The sequence below is a fragment of the Selenomonadales bacterium genome (genome assembly GCA_018335585.1).
Taxonomy (GTDB): domain Bacteria; phylum Bacillota; class UBA994; order UBA994; family UBA994; genus UBA994.
Genome location: JAGXRZ010000055.1, coordinates 1 through 17,059 on the forward strand (window position 1 = coordinate 1; position 17,059 = coordinate 17,059).

At 55.2% G+C, this 17,059-nt stretch carries 16 protein-coding genes; 2 read left to right on the forward strand and 14 right to left on the reverse strand.

The window, feature by feature from the left end:
• Positions 1-660 (forward strand): ABC transporter ATP-binding protein (locus tag KGZ66_10990; protein MBS3986111.1); only part of this gene is annotated, 660 nt, incomplete at its 5' end.
• Between the two features lie 29 nt (positions 661-689).
• Here KGZ66_10990 and KGZ66_10995 read toward each other — a convergent pair.
• The 14 genes from KGZ66_10995 to KGZ66_11060 all read right to left on the reverse strand — a co-directional run bounded on the left by KGZ66_10995 (position 690) and on the right by KGZ66_11060 (position 15,305).
• The gene (locus tag KGZ66_10995; GenBank protein MBS3986112.1) at positions 690-2,543 is read right to left on the reverse strand and encodes an ABC transporter ATP-binding protein; all 1,854 of its coding nucleotides are present in this window, start codon (positions 2,541-2,543) and stop codon (positions 690-692) included.
• The gene (locus KGZ66_11000; protein MBS3986113.1) at positions 2,544-4,304 is read right to left on the reverse strand and encodes an ABC transporter ATP-binding protein; all 1,761 of its coding nucleotides are present in this window, start codon (positions 4,302-4,304) and stop codon (positions 2,544-2,546) included. It lies immediately after the preceding gene.
• 187 nt (positions 4,305-4,491) lie between these two features.
• The gene (locus KGZ66_11005; GenBank protein MBS3986114.1) at positions 4,492-4,845 is read right to left on the reverse strand and encodes a phage holin family protein; all 354 of its coding nucleotides are present in this window, start codon (positions 4,843-4,845) and stop codon (positions 4,492-4,494) included.
• 7 nt (positions 4,846-4,852) lie between these two features.
• On the reverse strand, positions 4,853-5,035 hold the full coding sequence (locus tag KGZ66_11010) for a PspC domain-containing protein (protein MBS3986115.1): 183 nt from the start codon (positions 5,033-5,035) through the stop codon (positions 4,853-4,855).
• 41 nt (positions 5,036-5,076) lie between these two features.
• Complete coding sequence (locus KGZ66_11015; GenBank protein MBS3986116.1) at positions 5,077-5,445, reverse strand: hypothetical protein; 369 nt, start codon at positions 5,443-5,445, stop codon at positions 5,077-5,079.
• A gap of 101 nt (positions 5,446-5,546) precedes the next feature.
• On the reverse strand, positions 5,547-5,834 hold the full coding sequence (locus KGZ66_11020; GenBank protein MBS3986117.1) for a hypothetical protein: 288 nt from the start codon (positions 5,832-5,834) through the stop codon (positions 5,547-5,549).
• Positions 5,834-6,217 carry a DUF2089 domain-containing protein gene (locus KGZ66_11025; GenBank protein ID MBS3986118.1) on the reverse strand — a complete coding sequence of 128 codons (384 nt, stop codon included), beginning with the start codon at positions 6,215-6,217 and terminating at the stop codon, positions 5,834-5,836. The genes KGZ66_11020 and KGZ66_11025 overlap by 1 nt, the downstream gene beginning before the upstream one ends.
• Before the next feature lie 241 nt (positions 6,218-6,458).
• A complete protein-coding gene (locus KGZ66_11030; GenBank protein ID MBS3986119.1) occupies positions 6,459-7,382 on the reverse strand; it encodes an ATP-binding protein in 924 nt (307 codons plus the stop codon).
• Positions 7,372-8,112, reverse strand: a complete 741-nt coding sequence (locus KGZ66_11035; protein ID MBS3986120.1) for a DnaD domain protein — start codon at positions 8,110-8,112, stop codon at positions 7,372-7,374. Before KGZ66_11035 ends, KGZ66_11030 begins: the two co-directional genes overlap by 11 nt.
• A 134-nt stretch (positions 8,113-8,246) precedes the next feature.
• A complete protein-coding gene (uvrC, locus tag KGZ66_11040; GenBank protein MBS3986121.1) occupies positions 8,247-10,073 on the reverse strand; it encodes an excinuclease ABC subunit UvrC in 1,827 nt (608 codons plus the stop codon).
• 53 nt (positions 10,074-10,126) lie between these two features.
• Positions 10,127-12,940, reverse strand: a complete 2,814-nt coding sequence (gene uvrA, locus KGZ66_11045; GenBank protein ID MBS3986122.1) for an excinuclease ABC subunit UvrA — start codon at positions 12,938-12,940, stop codon at positions 10,127-10,129.
• A gap of 178 nt (positions 12,941-13,118) precedes the next feature.
• Positions 13,119-14,222 (reverse strand): transposase, encoded by a 1,104-nt coding sequence (locus KGZ66_11050; GenBank protein MBS3986123.1) that lies wholly within the window; start codon positions 14,220-14,222, stop codon positions 13,119-13,121.
• Positions 14,223-14,685: 463 nt separating this feature from the next.
• Positions 14,686-15,018 (reverse strand): DUF86 domain-containing protein, encoded by a 333-nt coding sequence (locus KGZ66_11055; protein MBS3986124.1) that lies wholly within the window; start codon positions 15,016-15,018, stop codon positions 14,686-14,688.
• Positions 15,015-15,305 carry a nucleotidyltransferase family protein gene (locus tag KGZ66_11060; protein MBS3986125.1) on the reverse strand — a complete coding sequence of 97 codons (291 nt, stop codon included), beginning with the start codon at positions 15,303-15,305 and terminating at the stop codon, positions 15,015-15,017. The genes KGZ66_11055 and KGZ66_11060 overlap by 4 nt, the downstream gene beginning before the upstream one ends.
• Positions 15,306-15,508: 203 nt before the next feature.
• On the opposite strand from KGZ66_11060, the gene KGZ66_11065 reads away from it, so the two are divergent.
• On the forward strand, positions 15,509-16,735 hold the full coding sequence (locus KGZ66_11065) for an ATP-binding protein (GenBank protein MBS3986126.1): 1,227 nt from the start codon (positions 15,509-15,511) through the stop codon (positions 16,733-16,735).
• The last annotated feature ends 324 nt before the right edge of the window (positions 16,736-17,059 follow it).

Consider the following 17,059-nt stretch of genomic DNA (forward strand, 5'->3'; position numbering starts at 1 on the left):
GAAGTGCTACTGCTTGTAGGCGAGAACGGTGCCGGGAAAACGACTCTAACAAAGCTCATGTCTCGCCTTTATGACCCTGACGCAGGCGAGATCACTTGGGGCGGAACTAACTTGAAAGGCGTTGATATCAAAGAGCTGCGTGAACGTATCGCTGTTGTTGTGCAGGATTATGCTCGTTTCCCCGTGACAGCGCGTGACAATATCGGCTTTGGGGATCTCGCCAAACTGCATGACGACAGCACCTTGCTGCTAGCAGCGCAGGAGGTCGGTCTCGACATAGCAGAGTTACCCCTAGGCCTAGATACGCCACTTAGCAAAATGCTTGAACAGGGAACCGACCTATCTGTCGGACAATGGCAAAAGGTCGCGATAGCGCGTGCGCTGCTTCGCCAGACCAAAGCCGAGCTCGTGCTGCTCGACGAACCAACAGCGGCCATAGACCCGCAAAGCGAGCACAAAATACTTGAGATACTGCGAGAGTTTGTTGGCGGCAAAATGGCCATCGTCGTCAGCCATCGCTTATCCTTAGCACGAGTTGCACATCGCATTGCTGTGCTTAGTGGCGGCAGGATTGTGGAGCAAGGCACGCACGCCGAGCTAATGGCTTTAGGCGGACGCTATTGCGATATGTTTACACGTCAGGCTAGCAGTTATATTTGATTCTGTGGAGGCAAACATGCCCCTGCACCTTACGCTCTGGCTTGGGTCTGGGTTTCATAGAGCGTGCGGTAGACGCCGCGCTCTTGCCGTAGGAGCTCCGCGGGTGTGCCTTGTTCCGCCACGCGACCGTGTTCTAGGGCAATGACGTAGTCTACTTGCCGCAGAGTCGAGAGGCGATGCGCAATAATAAACGCGGTGCGGCCATGCAGCAGTGTGACCAGGGCTTTTTGAATCAGCACTTCGGTGTAGGCGTCGACGCTGGAAGTAGCCTCATCTAGGATGAGCACACGCGGGTTAGCGAGGAGCGCGCGAGCAAAGGCGATTAACTGCCGTTGCCCGACCGAGAGGCGTGCGCCGCGCTCGTTAACCGGAGTGTCATAGCCCTGCGGCAGCTTCATAATAAACTCGTGCGCGTTTACGGCTTGCGCCGCGGCCACAACCTCGCTCTCGGCGGCGTCACGTTTGCCGTAGCGGATGTTCTCACCTACGGTGCCGGAAAAGATAAATGTATCCTGTAACACGAGGCCTACCTGATTGTGCAGCGAGCGCTGCGTGACGTCGCGCAAATCGTAGCCGTCTAGGGTGATGCGTCCGACTTCTGGGTCGTAGAAGCGACACAGAAGGTTTATCAGCGAGCTTTTGCCGGCACCGGTTGCGCCGACGACGGCTACCGTCCGACCGGGTGGGATGTCTATGTTCACGTTATGCAACACCGGCAAATTGGGCTTATAGCCAAAGGTCACATCTATAAAGCGCACGTGCCCGTCAAGCGGTGGAAGCTCTACTGCCTGCGGGCTATCTTTTACGCTCGGCTCCATATCTAAGAGCTCAAAGATGCGGTCAATTGAAACGGTGGCCGACTGCCAAACGTTATAAACTTGGCTGAGGTCGCGGATGGGCATAAAGAAGCGAGAGACGTAGCGCAAAAAGGCGTAGACAATACCGACGGTAAGCTCGCCGCCGCGGATTAAGCTGCCGCCGTACCAAATGACGATACATACGCCAAGCGTCGACACGACTTCTACGAGCGGAATAAAGGCCGAGTTAATCTGCGCCGCCTGCATGTTGGCCTGCATGTTGTCCAGATTGGTTTCATCGAAGCGCTGGGCGTTCTTCTCTTCACGCACGAAGGACTGCGTTACGCGCACGCCGGAAATGCTCTCTTGCAAGCTGGCGTTTACCGTGGCGGCTTTACGCCGCACATCGTGGTAGGCGCGCTGCATTTTGCCACGAAAGCGCGTCGCTACTAGCCACAAGAGCGGGAAAGTAGTAAACGTAAACAGCGCCAGCCGCCAGTCTAGACGCACCAAAATAAAGATAATGCCCAGCAGCGTAACTACGTCGTTGACGACGTTAAGTATGCCCGACGAAACCAGTTCGTTTAGGCTGTTGACGTCGTTAGTAAGGCGGGCCATGATGCGGCCAGCTTCGAGGTTGTCGTAGAACGAGAAAGACAGCTTCTGCAGGTGATTAAACATCTTCTGCCGCAGGGTAAAGATTACGTTTTGCCCGGCCCAGGACACAAAGAAGGTCTGCCAATACGAGCATACCCAGCCGGCAACAAACAGAGCGAGATACACTAGGGCTATGCGCGTTATGCCCGCCGTTCGAGCATCTGCGCTTAACCCTGCCTGATTCAATATATAGCGGTCGATAACCACAGCCTCAAGGTATGGCGCGACTAGACCGGTACCCGTGACTAACAACATAAAGACTAGGCCTGCTGCAAGGTGCCACACATACGGCCGCACATAGGGTAGTACGCGCTTAAGCACCTTGGTTTCAACCTTGACCTCAACCGCATCGATATCGAGCCGTCCCATCGGCCCCATGGGGCCACCCGGCCCGCCGCCCACCGGTCCCCCGGCTCCCCCGCCACGCATCTACTCACTCCCCCTTTCCGCTTGGCCTTGCGTAGTCTCCTGTTGCCTAAACTGCAGGTCATAAATCTCGCGATAGATGCCGTTTTGCCTAAGCAGCGAGTCGTGCGTCCCTTGTTCGGCAATCTGTCCGTCCTGCAGCACGATAATCTGGTGCGCGCGCCGCACGGTAGATAACCGCTGCGCAATTACGAAGGTAGTGCGGTTGGCCATTACTGCCTGCAGCGCTTTTTGCATGGCCAGTTCCGTCTCGCTGTCGACACTTGAGGTAGCCTCGTCGAGAATTAGGATACGCGGGTCCATTAAGAGAGCCCGCGCAACGGCCACGCGCTGCTTCTGCCCACCCGACAGGCCGATGCCGCGCTCGCCGATTAAGGTGTTGTAGCCCTCAGGTAGCGAGACGATAAAGTCGTGGATTTGTGCGGCTTTGGCGGCACTGATGAGCTCCTGTTCGCTGACGCCGGGACGCCCGTAGGCAATGTTGTCTTTGAGCGAGGCCGAAAATAAAAACGTCTCCTGCAGCACCATGCCGATGTTCGCGCGCAGGCTTTTTAGCGTTACATCGCGCACGTCATTGCCGTCGATAGTGACACTGCCCGCCGTGACGTCGTAAAAACGCGGGATTAGGTTAATGATTGTGGACTTACCCGAGCCGGTTGCGCCAAGTAGAGCAATGGTTTCGCCGGGACGTGCGTCTATTGATACGCCGTCTAGCACCGGGGCTTGCCCGTCATATGAGAATGACACGCGGTCAAAGCGCACGTGGCCTTTGGGTCTTTGCAGTTCTTGGGCGCTGGGTTTGTCTTGCACCGCACTCTCTGTGTCCAAGATAGCGAAAACGCGCTGCCCGGCGGCGGCGGCCTGACTAGCCATGTTGACCAGCCACCCCAACATGCGGATGGGCATAATTAGCTGCATTAGCAGGGTCTGAAACGCAACCATGGCACCGACAGATAGCCCCCCTGCGATTACGCGGCTGCCGCCGTACCACAACACTACCGTACTGCCGAGGCCGCCAAGGAAGGTCATTAAGGGGAAGTACAGCGCCCACATGCGTATCGTGGTGATATTTAGGTCTAAGTAGCGCCAGTTTTCGCGGCGGAAGCGCTCTATTTCACGGTCTTCCTGTGCAAAAGCGCGCACTACGCGCACGCCGGCAATTACTTCCTGCAGCACGGTGGTGATTACGCCGAGCTGATCTTGAATCTGCCGGTAGCGCGGGCGGACTGTAGTAGCGAAGCGCCAGACCGCAAGAATTAGTAGCGGAATACTGGCCATGGAGACTAACGCCAAGCGCACATCCATCATTAGGAGCAACGCCATTACTACGACCATGGTGAGGGCGCTGCTCGTCAGGCGCAGGATGCCAAAGCTTAAAAAGCGGCGCAGCATTTCCACGTCGGCGGTAGCGCGCGACATCAGCTCGCCGGTTTGGGCTTGGTCGTAAAAACTAAATGATAAGGACTGTAGCTGCTGATAAATGTTGTTACGCAGGTCATAAATCGTGCGCTGGGCAATCCACTCCATGCTGATGCGCTCAAGATACCCTAGCGCCGAGCGCAGAATGGTTGCTAGGAGAAGCCCCAGCGCTATCCAACCGAGCAAATGCCAACGCTCCGCCTGGTAGACCTCGTCAACGGCGAAGCGAATCAGCATAGGCTGCACGGCCACAAGGCCCGTGCTGAGAAAGACCATTGTCAGCGCGAGGGCTACTCTCCACTTGTAGGGCTGTACCTGACGAAGCAAACGGATGACGACTCCCATGTGTCACTGCCTTTCTGCTGGCGTTAGGCTTATTGTATCGCTACGCAAATCTTTCGGCAATACAAGAAAACAGCGCCCGTAAGGCGCTGGGAAGACTATGTCGCTTGTCGCTTGTGAGGGCGCCAGCCGCCACCCGCCAGGCGCCAGGTTTGCCCGGTGAGCGGTGAGCGGTGAGCACGCGCCCCACCTAATCCCTCTCCACCAATAGAGCATTCAGTACATAGCTAATTACCGTCAAAAGAATCGCGCCCCACACTGCTGTCCAAAAGGTTGTAATGTAAAACCCGGGCACAAGAGCAGCCGTTATGCTTAACATCAAGCCGTTGATAACAAACGTCAGCAGCCCTAACGTAAGGATGTTAAGCGGCAGCGACAGAATCAGAACGATGGGGCGTACTATTGCATTAACTACCCCGAGCACTAAAGCAGCTATAAGTAGGGCCTCAGTAGAGGCCACGCTAATCCCAGGCACAAGGTATTCCGTCATGACCCACAAGCCTACAGCGTTGAAAACGACGCGCCACAAGAATTTACTTGGCATTGTTTTCCTAGTCTTTCTCGGGCACTATAACCCAGGCGACAATATACGCTAAAACCCCTGCACCCATAAACCCAAAGATGACCCATAGGAGCCTGATGATTGTAGGGTCGGTATCGAGATATTCAGCCAACCCCCCGCACACCCCGCCCAACATGCGCTGCGACCGCGAACGGTAAAGGCGTTTTACCATAGACTTCATCCCTCCGCAATAACTCTATCTACAGTATACCTCTACTCCACGGAAATTTCGACCTTTGCCTCTTCGCTGTCGACCTCGACAATCTTCCCGGTAACTCCCTGCTTAATTGCCTCTATCACGGCACTAAGGTCCACGCCGCGCAGCTCTTCCTCGGGAATAAACTTGACCCCGATAGCCACGGCGGCCTCTACCAAGGACATGGGGACGTTCACGTTGACCTTGGTGCCTTTGGCTTCTGTGACGCGTATGCGCAGCAATTTGCTGCCGCCGGTGCTAACCGCGCTGTCCGCGCTGCTGTCCGCGCTCTTGCCTTCTAGCGCCTGCAAAAGCTTGGTGGCCTCGTCGGGTGTGACCTTCCCTTCCTGCACTAGCTTAAGGATCTGTAGTTTCTCGTTCTCCACACTTGACCCTCCCCTCAGTTAAGATAATTGTAACCCACAGCAGTATAAATGTCAATACCGCTCTTTAAATTATTAACGCCCGCATTAATATTATAAAACCATTAGAGCAATCGCACCCACACTCGCACGTCCCGCGCCTCGACATCGACCAGTGTAAATGACCCGGCGCGACGGGTTTTACGCCAGACCTGACGCAGACTCAGCACCGCCCTGCCTGCGCTTTCGCGCCACTTGCGCGGCACACGTTTGCGCCCGAAAAGCCAGTAGGCAATCTCCGCGATTTCTAGCAGTTCGTCAACCAGAAAAAGAGGCAGGGCAAAGAACAACGGGAACCGCATGACTGCCGGCTTGACGAACACCACCAAGAAGAAGTTCGGCAGCCTAAACATCAGCGCACGGTGCGCAGCAACTTGACTGCGTCATCTGCAGTTATCTCGCCGCGCGATAGGGCATCGAGCACCTCTTTGCGGCGCACGGAGGTGTCCGCCTGCGTAGCGGCCTCATCCGCACGGAACCCCATGGCCTCGAGGGCACTGTCTAAGCGATTCCGCACTGTAGGGTAAGAGATGCCGAGCTCTTTCTCTACTTCTTTGATATTCCCCCGGCACTTAACGAACACCTCTAAAAAAGCTTTGTGCTCAGGCGAAAGCGAGCAGAAGCGACACGGCTCAAAATTACCTTCAATGCTAGTCGCACAGCGGTGACAGTGCAGTTTAGTGACGAAAAGCCTGTCGCCGCATATCGGGCACAACCCAGGAACCGGCTTACGCATAAGAATTACCCTCCTTAAGTTAGAACGCGAGGAGGGATGTCGTCGAGGGACGGAGGAGCGCGACATCTTGGCTTTAGGCTTTAGGCTTTAGGCTTTAGGCTTTAGGCGTCGCGTCCACGGGTGTACGTTTGCATGTCGCACTCCTCCGTCCCTCAGAGACACTCCTCGTCTCCAAGCTTAACACTTTTTCTGTCTACCGTCAATATCTCTAAGGTCTAACTTAATTTATTCAATCAAAACGCTACTGCCGCTGTTTTTGCCACCTGATGTCTTCGCCGGCTAGTGTCACGGGCTCGCACATTTCGAGCAGGCGTGAGGCAATGCGCGGACCATAAAGCTCGGCAATCGGGGACGCGCCGAGGTTAGATGAGACAACGAGCGGAAGGCTGTGGTTGCAGCGATAGTTAATGATATCAAACAGCCGGTTAGTGACAAAATCGGTGACGTGCTCTGCACCTAAGTCGTCGAGAATAAGGACGCGAGCCTCTTTGGTGGCGGACATAATGCGGCTTTCGGTTTGGCTACTTTCTGGGTTAAACGAATCTCTAATCGCCGCAATGAGGTCGCTAAACACGACATATAAAGTCGGGACACGCGCCTCGGTGAGGCTGTTGCAGATAGCGCTAAGCAGAAAAGTCTTCCCAAGGCCCACCCCGCCGGAGACAAATAAGCCCTTGTCGACGCGCCCCTCGAGTACGCGCGCCACAAAGGCCTGACAACTCCGCAAGGCATCGCGGGCGCACGTGCGCTCGGTTACGCCTTGCGGGGTCTTCTTCGTTGTGGAATACCACTTGAGCTCGAACTTGTCAAAGGTCTGCTGCCGAAGCTTAGCCGGGAGGTTAGAGCCGGCGATGATGCGGTCTAACTCGGCCTGCTGCCGACATGCGCAGGGCACGCCATTAACATAACCCTCGTCTTGGCATGCGGCACAAGCCCAGTGCGGTTCGGCATACCCGAGCGGAATGCCGTGCCGCTCCAAGTAGCTGCGCCGAGCCATAATCGCGGCGCGCACGGCATGGTCATCGCAGCGCCCTGTGGCAAAGTCCTTAACTGCAGCCGCAACGCTTCTTTCTAGCTCCTGCAGCCGAGGATGCGCCGAGAGCACGGCATCACGCCGCGTTGCTGCCTCCCACACGCGCACTAATCCTCCGTTCTTAGTAGCCAACGCCGCCCATCCTCTCTTCCGCCTCGGTACGCTTAATTCTACGCAGCACTATTTCGGACTCGTCGTAAGTGACACTTGTAGAAGTTGCTGGCGCTGCCGGCGCCGGCGAAGCTGTTCGCTTAGTCTGCCCCCCCCGCCGCGCATGGCGGCGCGCCTTCTCGTTTCGGTAAGTCGCGATATCCTGCCGCGCTTGCTCCGCCGTGCTTATGCCCTTGGCCTGCCAGTTAAGCAACACTTGGCGGATGTAAGGCATGCTCCTAGCCTGTACTTCGACAGCCACGCCAGCCGCGGCCAAAACCAGCTCATGCCCATAGCCAGCCTCAAACTCCTGAGCCAAAGTAATTTCTGTCATGCTAAGCGGTCGGCCGAACAGCTTCTCTACCTCTGCCAATAGCGTCCGCTCAGATTCGCGCTCAGTTGGCGATGCCGGGGCGGGGTCACACAGGGAGTACCCCTGGGTCGTAGGAGTAAGCAGGCACGCTTCCTGTAACCTAGCCCACGCTTGGTGGCTTTCCGCTACTGACATGCCAAGCGGCGCACACACCTCGGCTCCCCATTCATCGGAGCAGGGATTGGGTATCTCGCCACCTGAGATGTATTGCAAGAAACAATACAGCAAGGCCGCTTGCGGACCTATCTGCGGCAAATACACCGCCCATAGTTCATCGAAGATGACACTAAACCCCCTGCGGGCATTAGCCCTATGCAATGCGATGCGGTCTGTAGTCAAGAGCCTCGCCTCCTTAAGTGAGTGTAGTTTCAGGGGGGCAAAAAAAAGACCATCCCCGACAAATGGTCTGCCAGTCCTCGACTATATTCGACGCCGTCTCTGTCCTTCCTGCAAGCGAGCCGCAGGAAAGTATGCTAAGTTGCGGGGTGCAGAAATGCGGCGAGTTTTGTCGCCAGAGCTAAAGTCATTCCCTTGACTGCTGCTAGTTCTGCGACAGAGGCTTGCTTGACACCCGCCATTGTGCCAAAGTGCTGGAGTAGAGCTCGCCGCCTAGCCGGACCAATCCCGGGGCAGTCTTCTAGTTGTGAAGCGCGCGCAGTTTTCTGCCTGAGCTTGCGATGAAAGCTGATGGCAAAGCGATGTGCCTCGTCGCGAATACGCTGCACGAGGTAGTGAGCTTGGGAATCGCGCGGCAAGGCCAGGGGTTCGTGTGTATGCGGTAAAAAGATTAGTTCTTCTGCCTTGGCTAACGACACTACCTTTAAGTGCTCGTATTCTTCTTGTCGGAGTGCGTCTTGCGCTGCATTAAGTTGTCCCTTGCCGCCATCCACTATAATCAGGTCTGGCAGCGGCGAAAACTTAGCGTCCCCTGCGCGATGAGCAGCTAAGCGACGCGTCAGCACCTCATGTAGTGAGGCGTAATCGTTCGCTCCCTCCACCCACTTAATGCGAAACATGCGATACTCGCCTTTAGCGGGCAGGCCGTCCTGATAGACTACCATTGAGCCCACCGACAACACGCCCTGAATGTTAGAGATATCGTAGCACTCCACACGCGCGGGCGGGGACGGTAGCTTGAGGTGATGGGCGAGCTCAATGAGGGCACGCCGCGCCAGTTCATTCTTGCCGTTAACCCGGCGCCACTTTTCTTCCAGCACTTGCTGGGCATTGCGTGAAGCTAAAGTCGTCAGCGCTTTCTTTGCACCGCGCTTTGGCACTACCAGGATAGCTTTGCTACCGCGACGTCGCGTGAGAATTTGCTCTAGGTCGAGCAGATCTGTCGGTGTGTCGTCCAACAGAATCTCGCGCGGGATAGAAGGCGCGAAGCTATAGAACTGCGCAAGAAAGGCGGATAAGATCTCTCCTTTGCTTTGATCGGCAGTGCCGGTCAGAAAGACGGTCTGGCGACTGACCACTTTCCCTTCGCGCATATGGAACAGCGCCACACAGGCTTCGGCGAGGCTTTGCGCTACCCCCACGACGTCACGTTCAAGCAGTTCTGCGGCGTCAAACTTCTGCCGCTCCATAACCGCGGCGATGGCGCGAATTTGGTCCCGCAGAAACGCGGCGCGTTCAAAGTTGAGCGCCTCTGCCTCGGTTGTCATCTGTGCTTTGAGACTCGTGAGCAGCGCGTCGTGTTTTCCCTCGAGCAGCAGTTCGAGCTGTTTAACTGCCCCGCCGTACTCGTCGACAGTTACCGTGCCTAGGCAGGGAGCTAAGCACTGTTTGAGGTGAAAGTGCAGGCAGGGGCGTCCGGCCGGCGCGCCGAAGGCAACTTCGCGATTGCAGGTGCGCAAAGGAAAGGTGCGCTTCAGCAACTTCTGCAGGTCGCGTATAGCCCCGCTGTTAGGATAAGGCCCGAAGTATCTGCTGCCGTCCTTTTCTACGCGCCGCACTACGTCAAGCCGCGGGTAGGGTTCGGTCACAGATAGGCGCAAATACGGGTAGTGTTTGTCGTCCTTAATGCGGATGTTGTAGTGCGGACGAAGCTCCTTAATCATGTTGCTCTCAAGCACTAGCGCTTCGCGCTCCGTGTCGGTGATGATGTAGTCAAAGTCGCGCACTTTCTCCACCATGGCTCGCACTTTTACGCCGTGCGCGGCGCCGCCCTGAAAGTAGGAGCGTAGCCTGTGCTTAAGCGATTTGGCTTTGCCGACGTAGATGACTGTGCCCTCGGCATCCTTCATTTGATAGACGCCCGGCAAGTCAGGCACAAACTGCAACTTTTCGATACGGCTCACCCCCCATCGCCTGCACCCAGCTCACAGCCAACTGCCTTCTGTGCAAACATCCTCTAGAGCACGCGCGACAGAAACTGCCCGGTATAACTCCCCGCTGCGGCCGCAATCTGTTCGGGCGTGCCCAGCGCGATTACGTTGCCGCCCTTATTCCCACCCTCGGGGCCAAGGTCAATGATGTAGTCGGCTGTTTTAATCACATCGAGGTTATGCTCGATGACTAACACCGTGTCGCCCGCCTCCACCAAACGGTTGAGCACGCCGAGCAGGCGGTGGATGTCGGCAATGTGCAGACCGGTGGTAGGCTCGTCGAGAATATACAGCGTTTTGCCTGTACTGCGCCGCGAAAGTTCCGTGGCTAGCTTAACGCGCTGCGCTTCACCGCCCGAGAGCGTAGTCGCCGGCTGACCGAGCCTAATGTACCCCAAACCTACGTCGGCGAGGGTTTGGAGTTTGCGCTCGATGCGGGGCACATTGGCAAAGAAGTCGAGCGCCTGATCTACGGTCATGTTGAGCACTTCGGCAATATTTAGCCCCTTAAAGCGCACTTCTAGGGTCTCGCGATTGTAGCGCTGGCTCTTACACACTTCACAGGGAACATAGACGTCAGGCAAGAAATGCATCTCAATGCGGATGATGCCGTCGCCTTTACACGCCTCGCAGCGTCCCCCCTTAGTGTTAAAGCTAAAGCGCCCGGGCTTGTACCCCCTAACTTTGGCCTCCTGCGTCTGCGCAAACAAGTGGCGAATCAGCTCGAAAGTGCTGGTATAAGTTGCGGGGTTAGAGCGCGGCGTGCGTCCGATAGGTGACTGGTCTATCTCGATAATCTTATCGATGTGTTCTAAGCCTAAGAGCCCGCGGTGTGCGCCAGGCCGCGCCTTAGCACCGTTTATTTCCTGCGCGAGGCGCTTGTAGAGTATCTCGTTAACCAGCGTGCTCTTGCCTGAACCGGATACGCCGGTGACACAGACAAACACCCCAAGCGGAATCTGTACGCTGATGTCACGCAGATTGTTTTCCGTCGCCCCGACAATCTCTAGCCACTTGCAGTTTGGATCGCGGCGGCGCGGCGGCACTTCAATTTCCTTGCGTCCACTCAAATACTCACCGGTAATTGAACCGGGATGATTGCAGATATCCGCTAGCTTCCCTTCGGCGATAATGCGCCCGCCGTGCTCCCCTGCCCCCGGACCGATGTCTATGATGTAGTCGGCCTGCCGCATGGTCTCCTCGTCGTGCTCGACCACCAAAACGGTGTTGCCTAAGTCGCGCAAAGATTTAAGAGTGTTTATTAAGCGGGCGTTGTCGCGTTGGTGTAGACCGATGCTCGGCTCGTCTAAGATGTAGACAACCCCCATTAGGCTCGAGCCTATCTGCGTGGCTAGGCGAATGCGCTGCGCTTCGCCGCCGGATAGCGTGCCCGCCTTGCGCGAGAGCGTCAGGTAATCTAGCCCGACGTTAATTAAGAAGGTGAGCCGCGCGGTAATTTCTTTTTGAATCTGCTTGGCGATAAGCTGTTCTTTCTCGCCCAGTACTAAGGTTTCGATAAAACCTAGGGCATCCCGGATGTTTAGGGCCGTCACTTCCGCCACATTGCGCTCGCCTAGCAGGACAGACAGGGCCTCCGGCTTAAGGCGCGCCCCGTTACAGGTTGGGCAAGCCCGCGAACTCATGTAGTTCTCTAGTTCCTCCCGGATGTAGTCCGAAGTGGTCTCTTTGTAGTTACGGTTAATCATAGCCACGACGCCCTTAAAGTGTGTGTGGTAGGTATGTGCGCGCCCGTTGCCGGCATCGTAGACAAGCGTAATCTTCTTGTTGGCGTCGCCGTTTAGCAGGACGTCTATCTTTTCGCGCGGCAGTTCATCGAGCGGCACATCAGGGTTTAGGCCAAAGTTCTTGCCTAGCGCCGCGTAGAGCTGCGGATAATAGTTACTGCTGCTGCCTGCCCAGGGGGCGACGGCGCCGTCGTTAAGGGACTTGCGCCAATCGGGTATGACGAGCGCGGGGTCTACCTCTAAGTGTGACCCAAGCCCTCCGCAGGTTGGGCACGCGCCAAAGGGCGAGTTAAACGAAAATAGGCGCGGCGAAATCTCCCCGAAACTAAAGCCGCATTCGGTGCAGGCCAAGCTAAGACTGTAGAGCGTGTCTGGCCCGTCTACTGGCGCGATGATGACCAAGCCGCCCGAGAGACTGGTAGCTGTTTCGATGGAGTCGGCCACCCGCGAGCCTATATCTCCGCGCAATATTAGCCTGTCTACCACTACTTCGATGTGGTGGGCTTTTGTTTTTTCTAGTTCCGGATTATCGCTGAGCTCTTTAATTTCGCCGTCAATACGCGCACGCACATAACCTGCGCGGCTCAGTTCGTCGAGCGTCTTGACGTGCTCGCCTTTCTTGCCACGCACGACAGGCGCAAGCACCATCACCCGCGCGCCTTCCGGCAGCTGCAGCACCTGGTCGACGATTTGGTCGACAGTCTGCTGGGCAATCGGAATCCGGCAGTGCGGGCAGTAGGGCTTGCCGACGCGCGCAAACAAAAGGCGCAGGTAGTCGTACAACTCGGTGACAGTGCCGACGGTAGAACGCGGGTTGCGGCTGGTGGTCTTTTGGTCAATCGAAATGGCAGGTGAAAGCCCCTCAATGTAGTCGACATCGGGCTTATCCATGCGCCCAAGAAACTGGCGCGCGTAGGCGGACAGCGACTCCACATAGCGTCGCTGCCCTTCTGCGTAGATGGTGTCAAAGGCTAGCGACGATTTGCCTGAGCCGCTAAGCCCGGTAATAACGACAAGTTGATCGCGCGGGATATCTACGTCAATGTTCTTTAAGTTGTGCTGCCGCGCGCCGCGCACCGATATATATTTCTGCACCTAGCCTCGCTGCCTCCCCTGTGGGTGTACCGTTCTTTTCTTCATAGACAAATATTCCATTTAGAAATTCCTGCTTCATCCACCAGCACCGGCCTGAGCCTGAACCTCCGATGTCCACAGGCGTAAATTCCCGACGAACTGTCGGTACTCACAAAGTTTGCTTAGATATTTGTCTAGCCTATGTAAATTCGCTAACTGCTAATTTCCTAAGGTTCTCTGCCGCATTGACATCTCTGTCGTGCTGACTACCACACTTTGCACAAGCCCATGTGCGAACGACTAGCGGCAGTCTATCGCACACACAGCCACACACTGAGCAAGTTTTGCTCGTTGCGTGGAACCTGTCGGCGAAGGTTAGCGTGCTGCCATACCAGCGAGACTTGTATTCTAGCTGTCGCCTGAATTCATGCCAAGAGACATCGACGATGGCGCGGGAGAGTTTGCTGTTCTGCATCAGGCCTTTGACGTTTAGGCTTTCCAACACAATCTCTGACTTGGTTTTCGCCAGATGTGTGGTTAGCTTGTGCAGGAAGTCTTGGCGTATGTTGCGGATTCTGCGATGCAATCGTGCTAGAGCTAGTGCGCTCTTTTTCTTGTTCTTGCTCCCCTGCTGCTTCCGTGTGTGCCTCTTGGAGAGCTGGCGTAACCGTTTGAGGTGCTTCTTTAGTGGCTTGGGGGCGTCTATCTTGGTGCCATCGAAGAGAACCGCAAAGTGATTGAGTCCTAAGTCAATCCCGACTACCTCGCCTAAGACCGGGGCTGGCTGGGGTATTTCGGTTTCCACCGCGAGGCTTACATACCACCTGTCTGCTTCTCTGCGTACCGTCGCTGAGAGTATTCTGCCTGTGACAGCAGTCGCTTCTTTTAGCCTCACGACGCCGAGGCGGGGGAGCTGTAGACCCTTCTTAAACACCTTAATGCTACCCGTCAACCTAAAACTGTCGCGCCGCCCCTTCTTTTTAAAGCGCGGGAAGCCTATGCGCTTGCCCTGCTTTACCCCGCGAAAAAAGTTAGCGAAGGCTTTGTCTAAGTCCCGCAAGGCTTCTTGCGGCGCACACTTCGACACTTCATACATCCAGGGGAAAGCTGTCTGTTTGAGTTGGTTGAGCTCTCTGTGCTGGTTAACGGCGTTCGTGGACTGGTTCTCCTGTTCGTAGAGCGCAATACGCTGCGCCAAGCCCCAGTTGTAGGCGAAGCGTGCCACGCCAGCATGCTTGGCCAAGAGAACCTGTTGCGTGGAGTTTGGTTTGAGCTCGTAACGAAACGCCTTGTTAATCAGCATCGCGCATCACCTCCAGCGCTTTCCGTGCCTTATCCTTAGCCGCTTTCTTTCCATAAAGCCTGGCTCAGAAAGAAGTCAGTACGTCAACCATGTCTTGCTTACCGCCAATCCCATCTCTTCCGCGAAGCAGAGCAATCTGACCACCTGCCTGTCTAGGTCTGCTTTTTGGTCGGCACTTGATACTCGCGCATAAGGCGCAAAAGAGCATTGTTTTGCTACCAGCTAACAACCCTCATAAGTGCTGGACAAGGAAAACTGCCCTTAGCGTTCTCGCAAAGGATGATGTCGCGCTCCTCCGTCCCTCCTCCGCCCCTCTCCCTTAGAGCATTAAGTTGGCTTTATTATCACATTTCGTGATTTTTCTTGACTTAACTATACTCACGTGGCCCTACTAGCAGTGAGGGGGTGCTTCCTCCGTTCCGCTCTATGCCGCCTTCTGCATTTAGGGCGCTGCTGTCAGTTTCTAGAGGCGCTGTAACAGCTGCTCAATGTGCACTTTGAGTGCTCGGACATCTCGACTAGCTGCATCCCAGACTATGTCAGTGTCGATGGCAAAATACCCATGTACCAGCACATTGCGCATCCCAACGATTTTCTGCCACTCTATGTCCGGGGCCAACGCGCGCACATCCTCGGGCACGGCGCGCGCCGCTTCGCCGATGATTTGCAGATTCCTCACGAACCAGCCTTGCAACAACTCATCGTGCTCGAAATCTCCCCGGCCACGATACAAGTGGCGCTCGATGGCCGCGATAGCCTCGAGGATATCCCGCAACCGTTCCTGAGGGTCTCTCATAGTGGCACCGCCTCCCTAAGTACTTGTTCCCGTATGCGCAACTTTAGCCCTTTCTCGGTTACAACATCCACAGGACGACCCAAGAGGCGCTCCAGTTCGTACTGAAGCCCCCCCAAATCAAAGAGACTGCGCCCTGACTCCATCTCGACTAGGAAATCAATGTCGCTGTGGGCATCGTCTTCCTCACGCGCGACAGATCCAAAGACCCGCAAGTTACGCGCACCGTAGATGACGCATAACCTTTCTATTTCATCGCGCTTCGCTTTCAGCAACTCACTAAGAGCCATTACTCACACCCCTTTAATGCCGCACCTCACAGGCAAAATTCTCCCCAACTGCTGCTTGACACTGCAGTTTATCGTAGGTTAGTACAATTATAGCCGCTGCACCTCCTGCGTCAAGAATGCGTGTTCGCTCCCAATGTTGACACAGCTGCTAGTCTTGTATAATATGGACTCGCACTCCAGAATTTACGAAAGAGGCGGTTGGTATGTATATTAGGCGTCACATTGAGCCGGTGGTCTCGCGCATAGCTCGGCGCAAACCTGTATTAGTACTGACAGGTGCCCGCCAGGTAGGCAAATCTACTATGCTCAGAGAAGTCTACGGGCACATTAACTATGTCGCTCTTAATCGCCCCTTAGTGCGCGAGAGCGCCCGTGACAATCCTTCGCTGTTCTTTGAAGCACACCGCCCGCCAATTATTGTAGACGAAATACAGAAAGCTGCGGAGTTGCTAGACTACATCCAGGATATGGTTGATGAAAACAAGAACAAAGGGCAGTTTTATCTGACAGGGTCGCAAAGCCTGACTTTGATGAAAAACGTCAGCGACAGCTTAGCTGGGCGCGCCGGCGTCATCAAGCTAATGGGCCTGTCCATGCGAGAGCTGGCAGGATTGTCATATCGTCTGCCGTTCATGCCAACCAGCCAACACAGGGAGGCTATCGGGGACGGCGCACAGATGGACTATGAGCATATCGTATCCCTTATTCACCAAGGCTCTTTCCCCGAATTGCATGCCGCCGCAGGCGACCACTACGATTGGTCCGACTTCTACAGCTCATATCTGCAAACCTATGTCGAAAAAGATATCAGAGATGTACTTCGAATCCAAGACGAGTCGGCATTCGTGAAGTTTGTGAAAGCCACCGCTGCGCTCTCAGGCACCCTGCTTAACTTATCCGCTCTGGCCGAGATTTGCGGCAAGGACATTAAGACGATGCGTTCATGGCTGTCGGTGATGGTCTCTAGCGGACTTGTGTACCTCTTGGAGCCCTATCACAACAACCTCAACAAACGACTAGTCAAGACGCCAAAGATGTACTTCCTAGATACAGGATTTATATGCTGGCTAATCGGCTGGAACACGCCCACGCAGATGACTAATGGGGCCATGTGGGGACAAATCTTTGAGACCTTTGTCTTCACCGAAATCCTCAAAAGCTATTACAACGACGGCTTCGTCAAACCGCCGCTGTACTATTACCGTGATGCCGACAAAAACGAGATAGATCTATTGATTGAAGACGGAGACACCCTCTACCCTGTAGAAATAAAGGCCAACAGCGACCCGCATAAGTCAATGGTCAAGGCGTTTCGTCTCATAGACAACAATCCCAGCAAGAAAGTCGGTTCCGGAGCGGTAATATGCCTAGCCAAGGCGCGCTTGCCTTTGACAGAGCACGTTTGGGTCCTGCCGGTGACCATGATATAACCCGAGTTTAACAGATCAATGGACTTGATCTTACGAAAAAAAGTGCCAAAGAACCGCGTAGAATCGCGGTTTTTTGCTTGCATTTTTGCTTGTCTTATGGTATAATTTAAAGGACGGATTAGGCATATTATGGGAGGGAATCGTTGTGTATATCGATTGCGTTACCAACAACGGAAAACCTTATCTGCGTGTCGCGGAAAGTTACACCGTCAAGGTGAACGGCGTCAGAAAGATTAGGAAACGCACGATTCGCAACATCGGCCCCTTATCCCGCTATGACGACGGGAAGCCAGATTTTCTGCGCAGGCTAAAGGATTCGTTTAA

Bases quoted from the DNA above. Each gene is read 5' to 3' on its own strand.
- KGZ66_11055 (MBS3986124.1), bottom strand. From the start codon at position 15,018: ATGAGAGACCCTCAGGAACGGTTGCGGGATATCCTCGAGGCTATCGCG.
- KGZ66_11065 (MBS3986126.1), top strand. From the start codon at position 15,509: ATGTATATTAGGCGTCACATTGAGCCGGTGGTCTCGCGCATAGCTCGG.
- KGZ66_11010 (MBS3986115.1), bottom strand. From the start codon at position 5,035: ATGGTAAAACGCCTTTACCGTTCGCGGTCGCAGCGCATGTTGGGCGGG.
- KGZ66_10995 (MBS3986112.1), bottom strand. From the start codon at position 2,543: ATGCGTGGCGGGGGAGCCGGGGGACCGGTGGGCGGCGGGCCGGGTGGC.
- KGZ66_11020 (MBS3986117.1), bottom strand. From the start codon at position 5,834: ATGTTTAGGCTGCCGAACTTCTTCTTGGTGGTGTTCGTCAAGCCGGCA.
- KGZ66_11000 (MBS3986113.1), bottom strand. From the start codon at position 4,304: ATGGGAGTCGTCATCCGTTTGCTTCGTCAGGTACAGCCCTACAAGTGG.
- KGZ66_11025 (MBS3986118.1), bottom strand. From the start codon at position 6,217: ATGCGTAAGCCGGTTCCTGGGTTGTGCCCGATATGCGGCGACAGGCTT.
- KGZ66_11005 (MBS3986114.1), bottom strand. From the start codon at position 4,845: ATGCCAAGTAAATTCTTGTGGCGCGTCGTTTTCAACGCTGTAGGCTTG.
- KGZ66_11050 (MBS3986123.1), bottom strand. From the start codon at position 14,222: ATGCTGATTAACAAGGCGTTTCGTTACGAGCTCAAACCAAACTCCACG.
- KGZ66_11060 (MBS3986125.1), bottom strand. From the start codon at position 15,305: ATGGCTCTTAGTGAGTTGCTGAAAGCGAAGCGCGATGAAATAGAAAGG.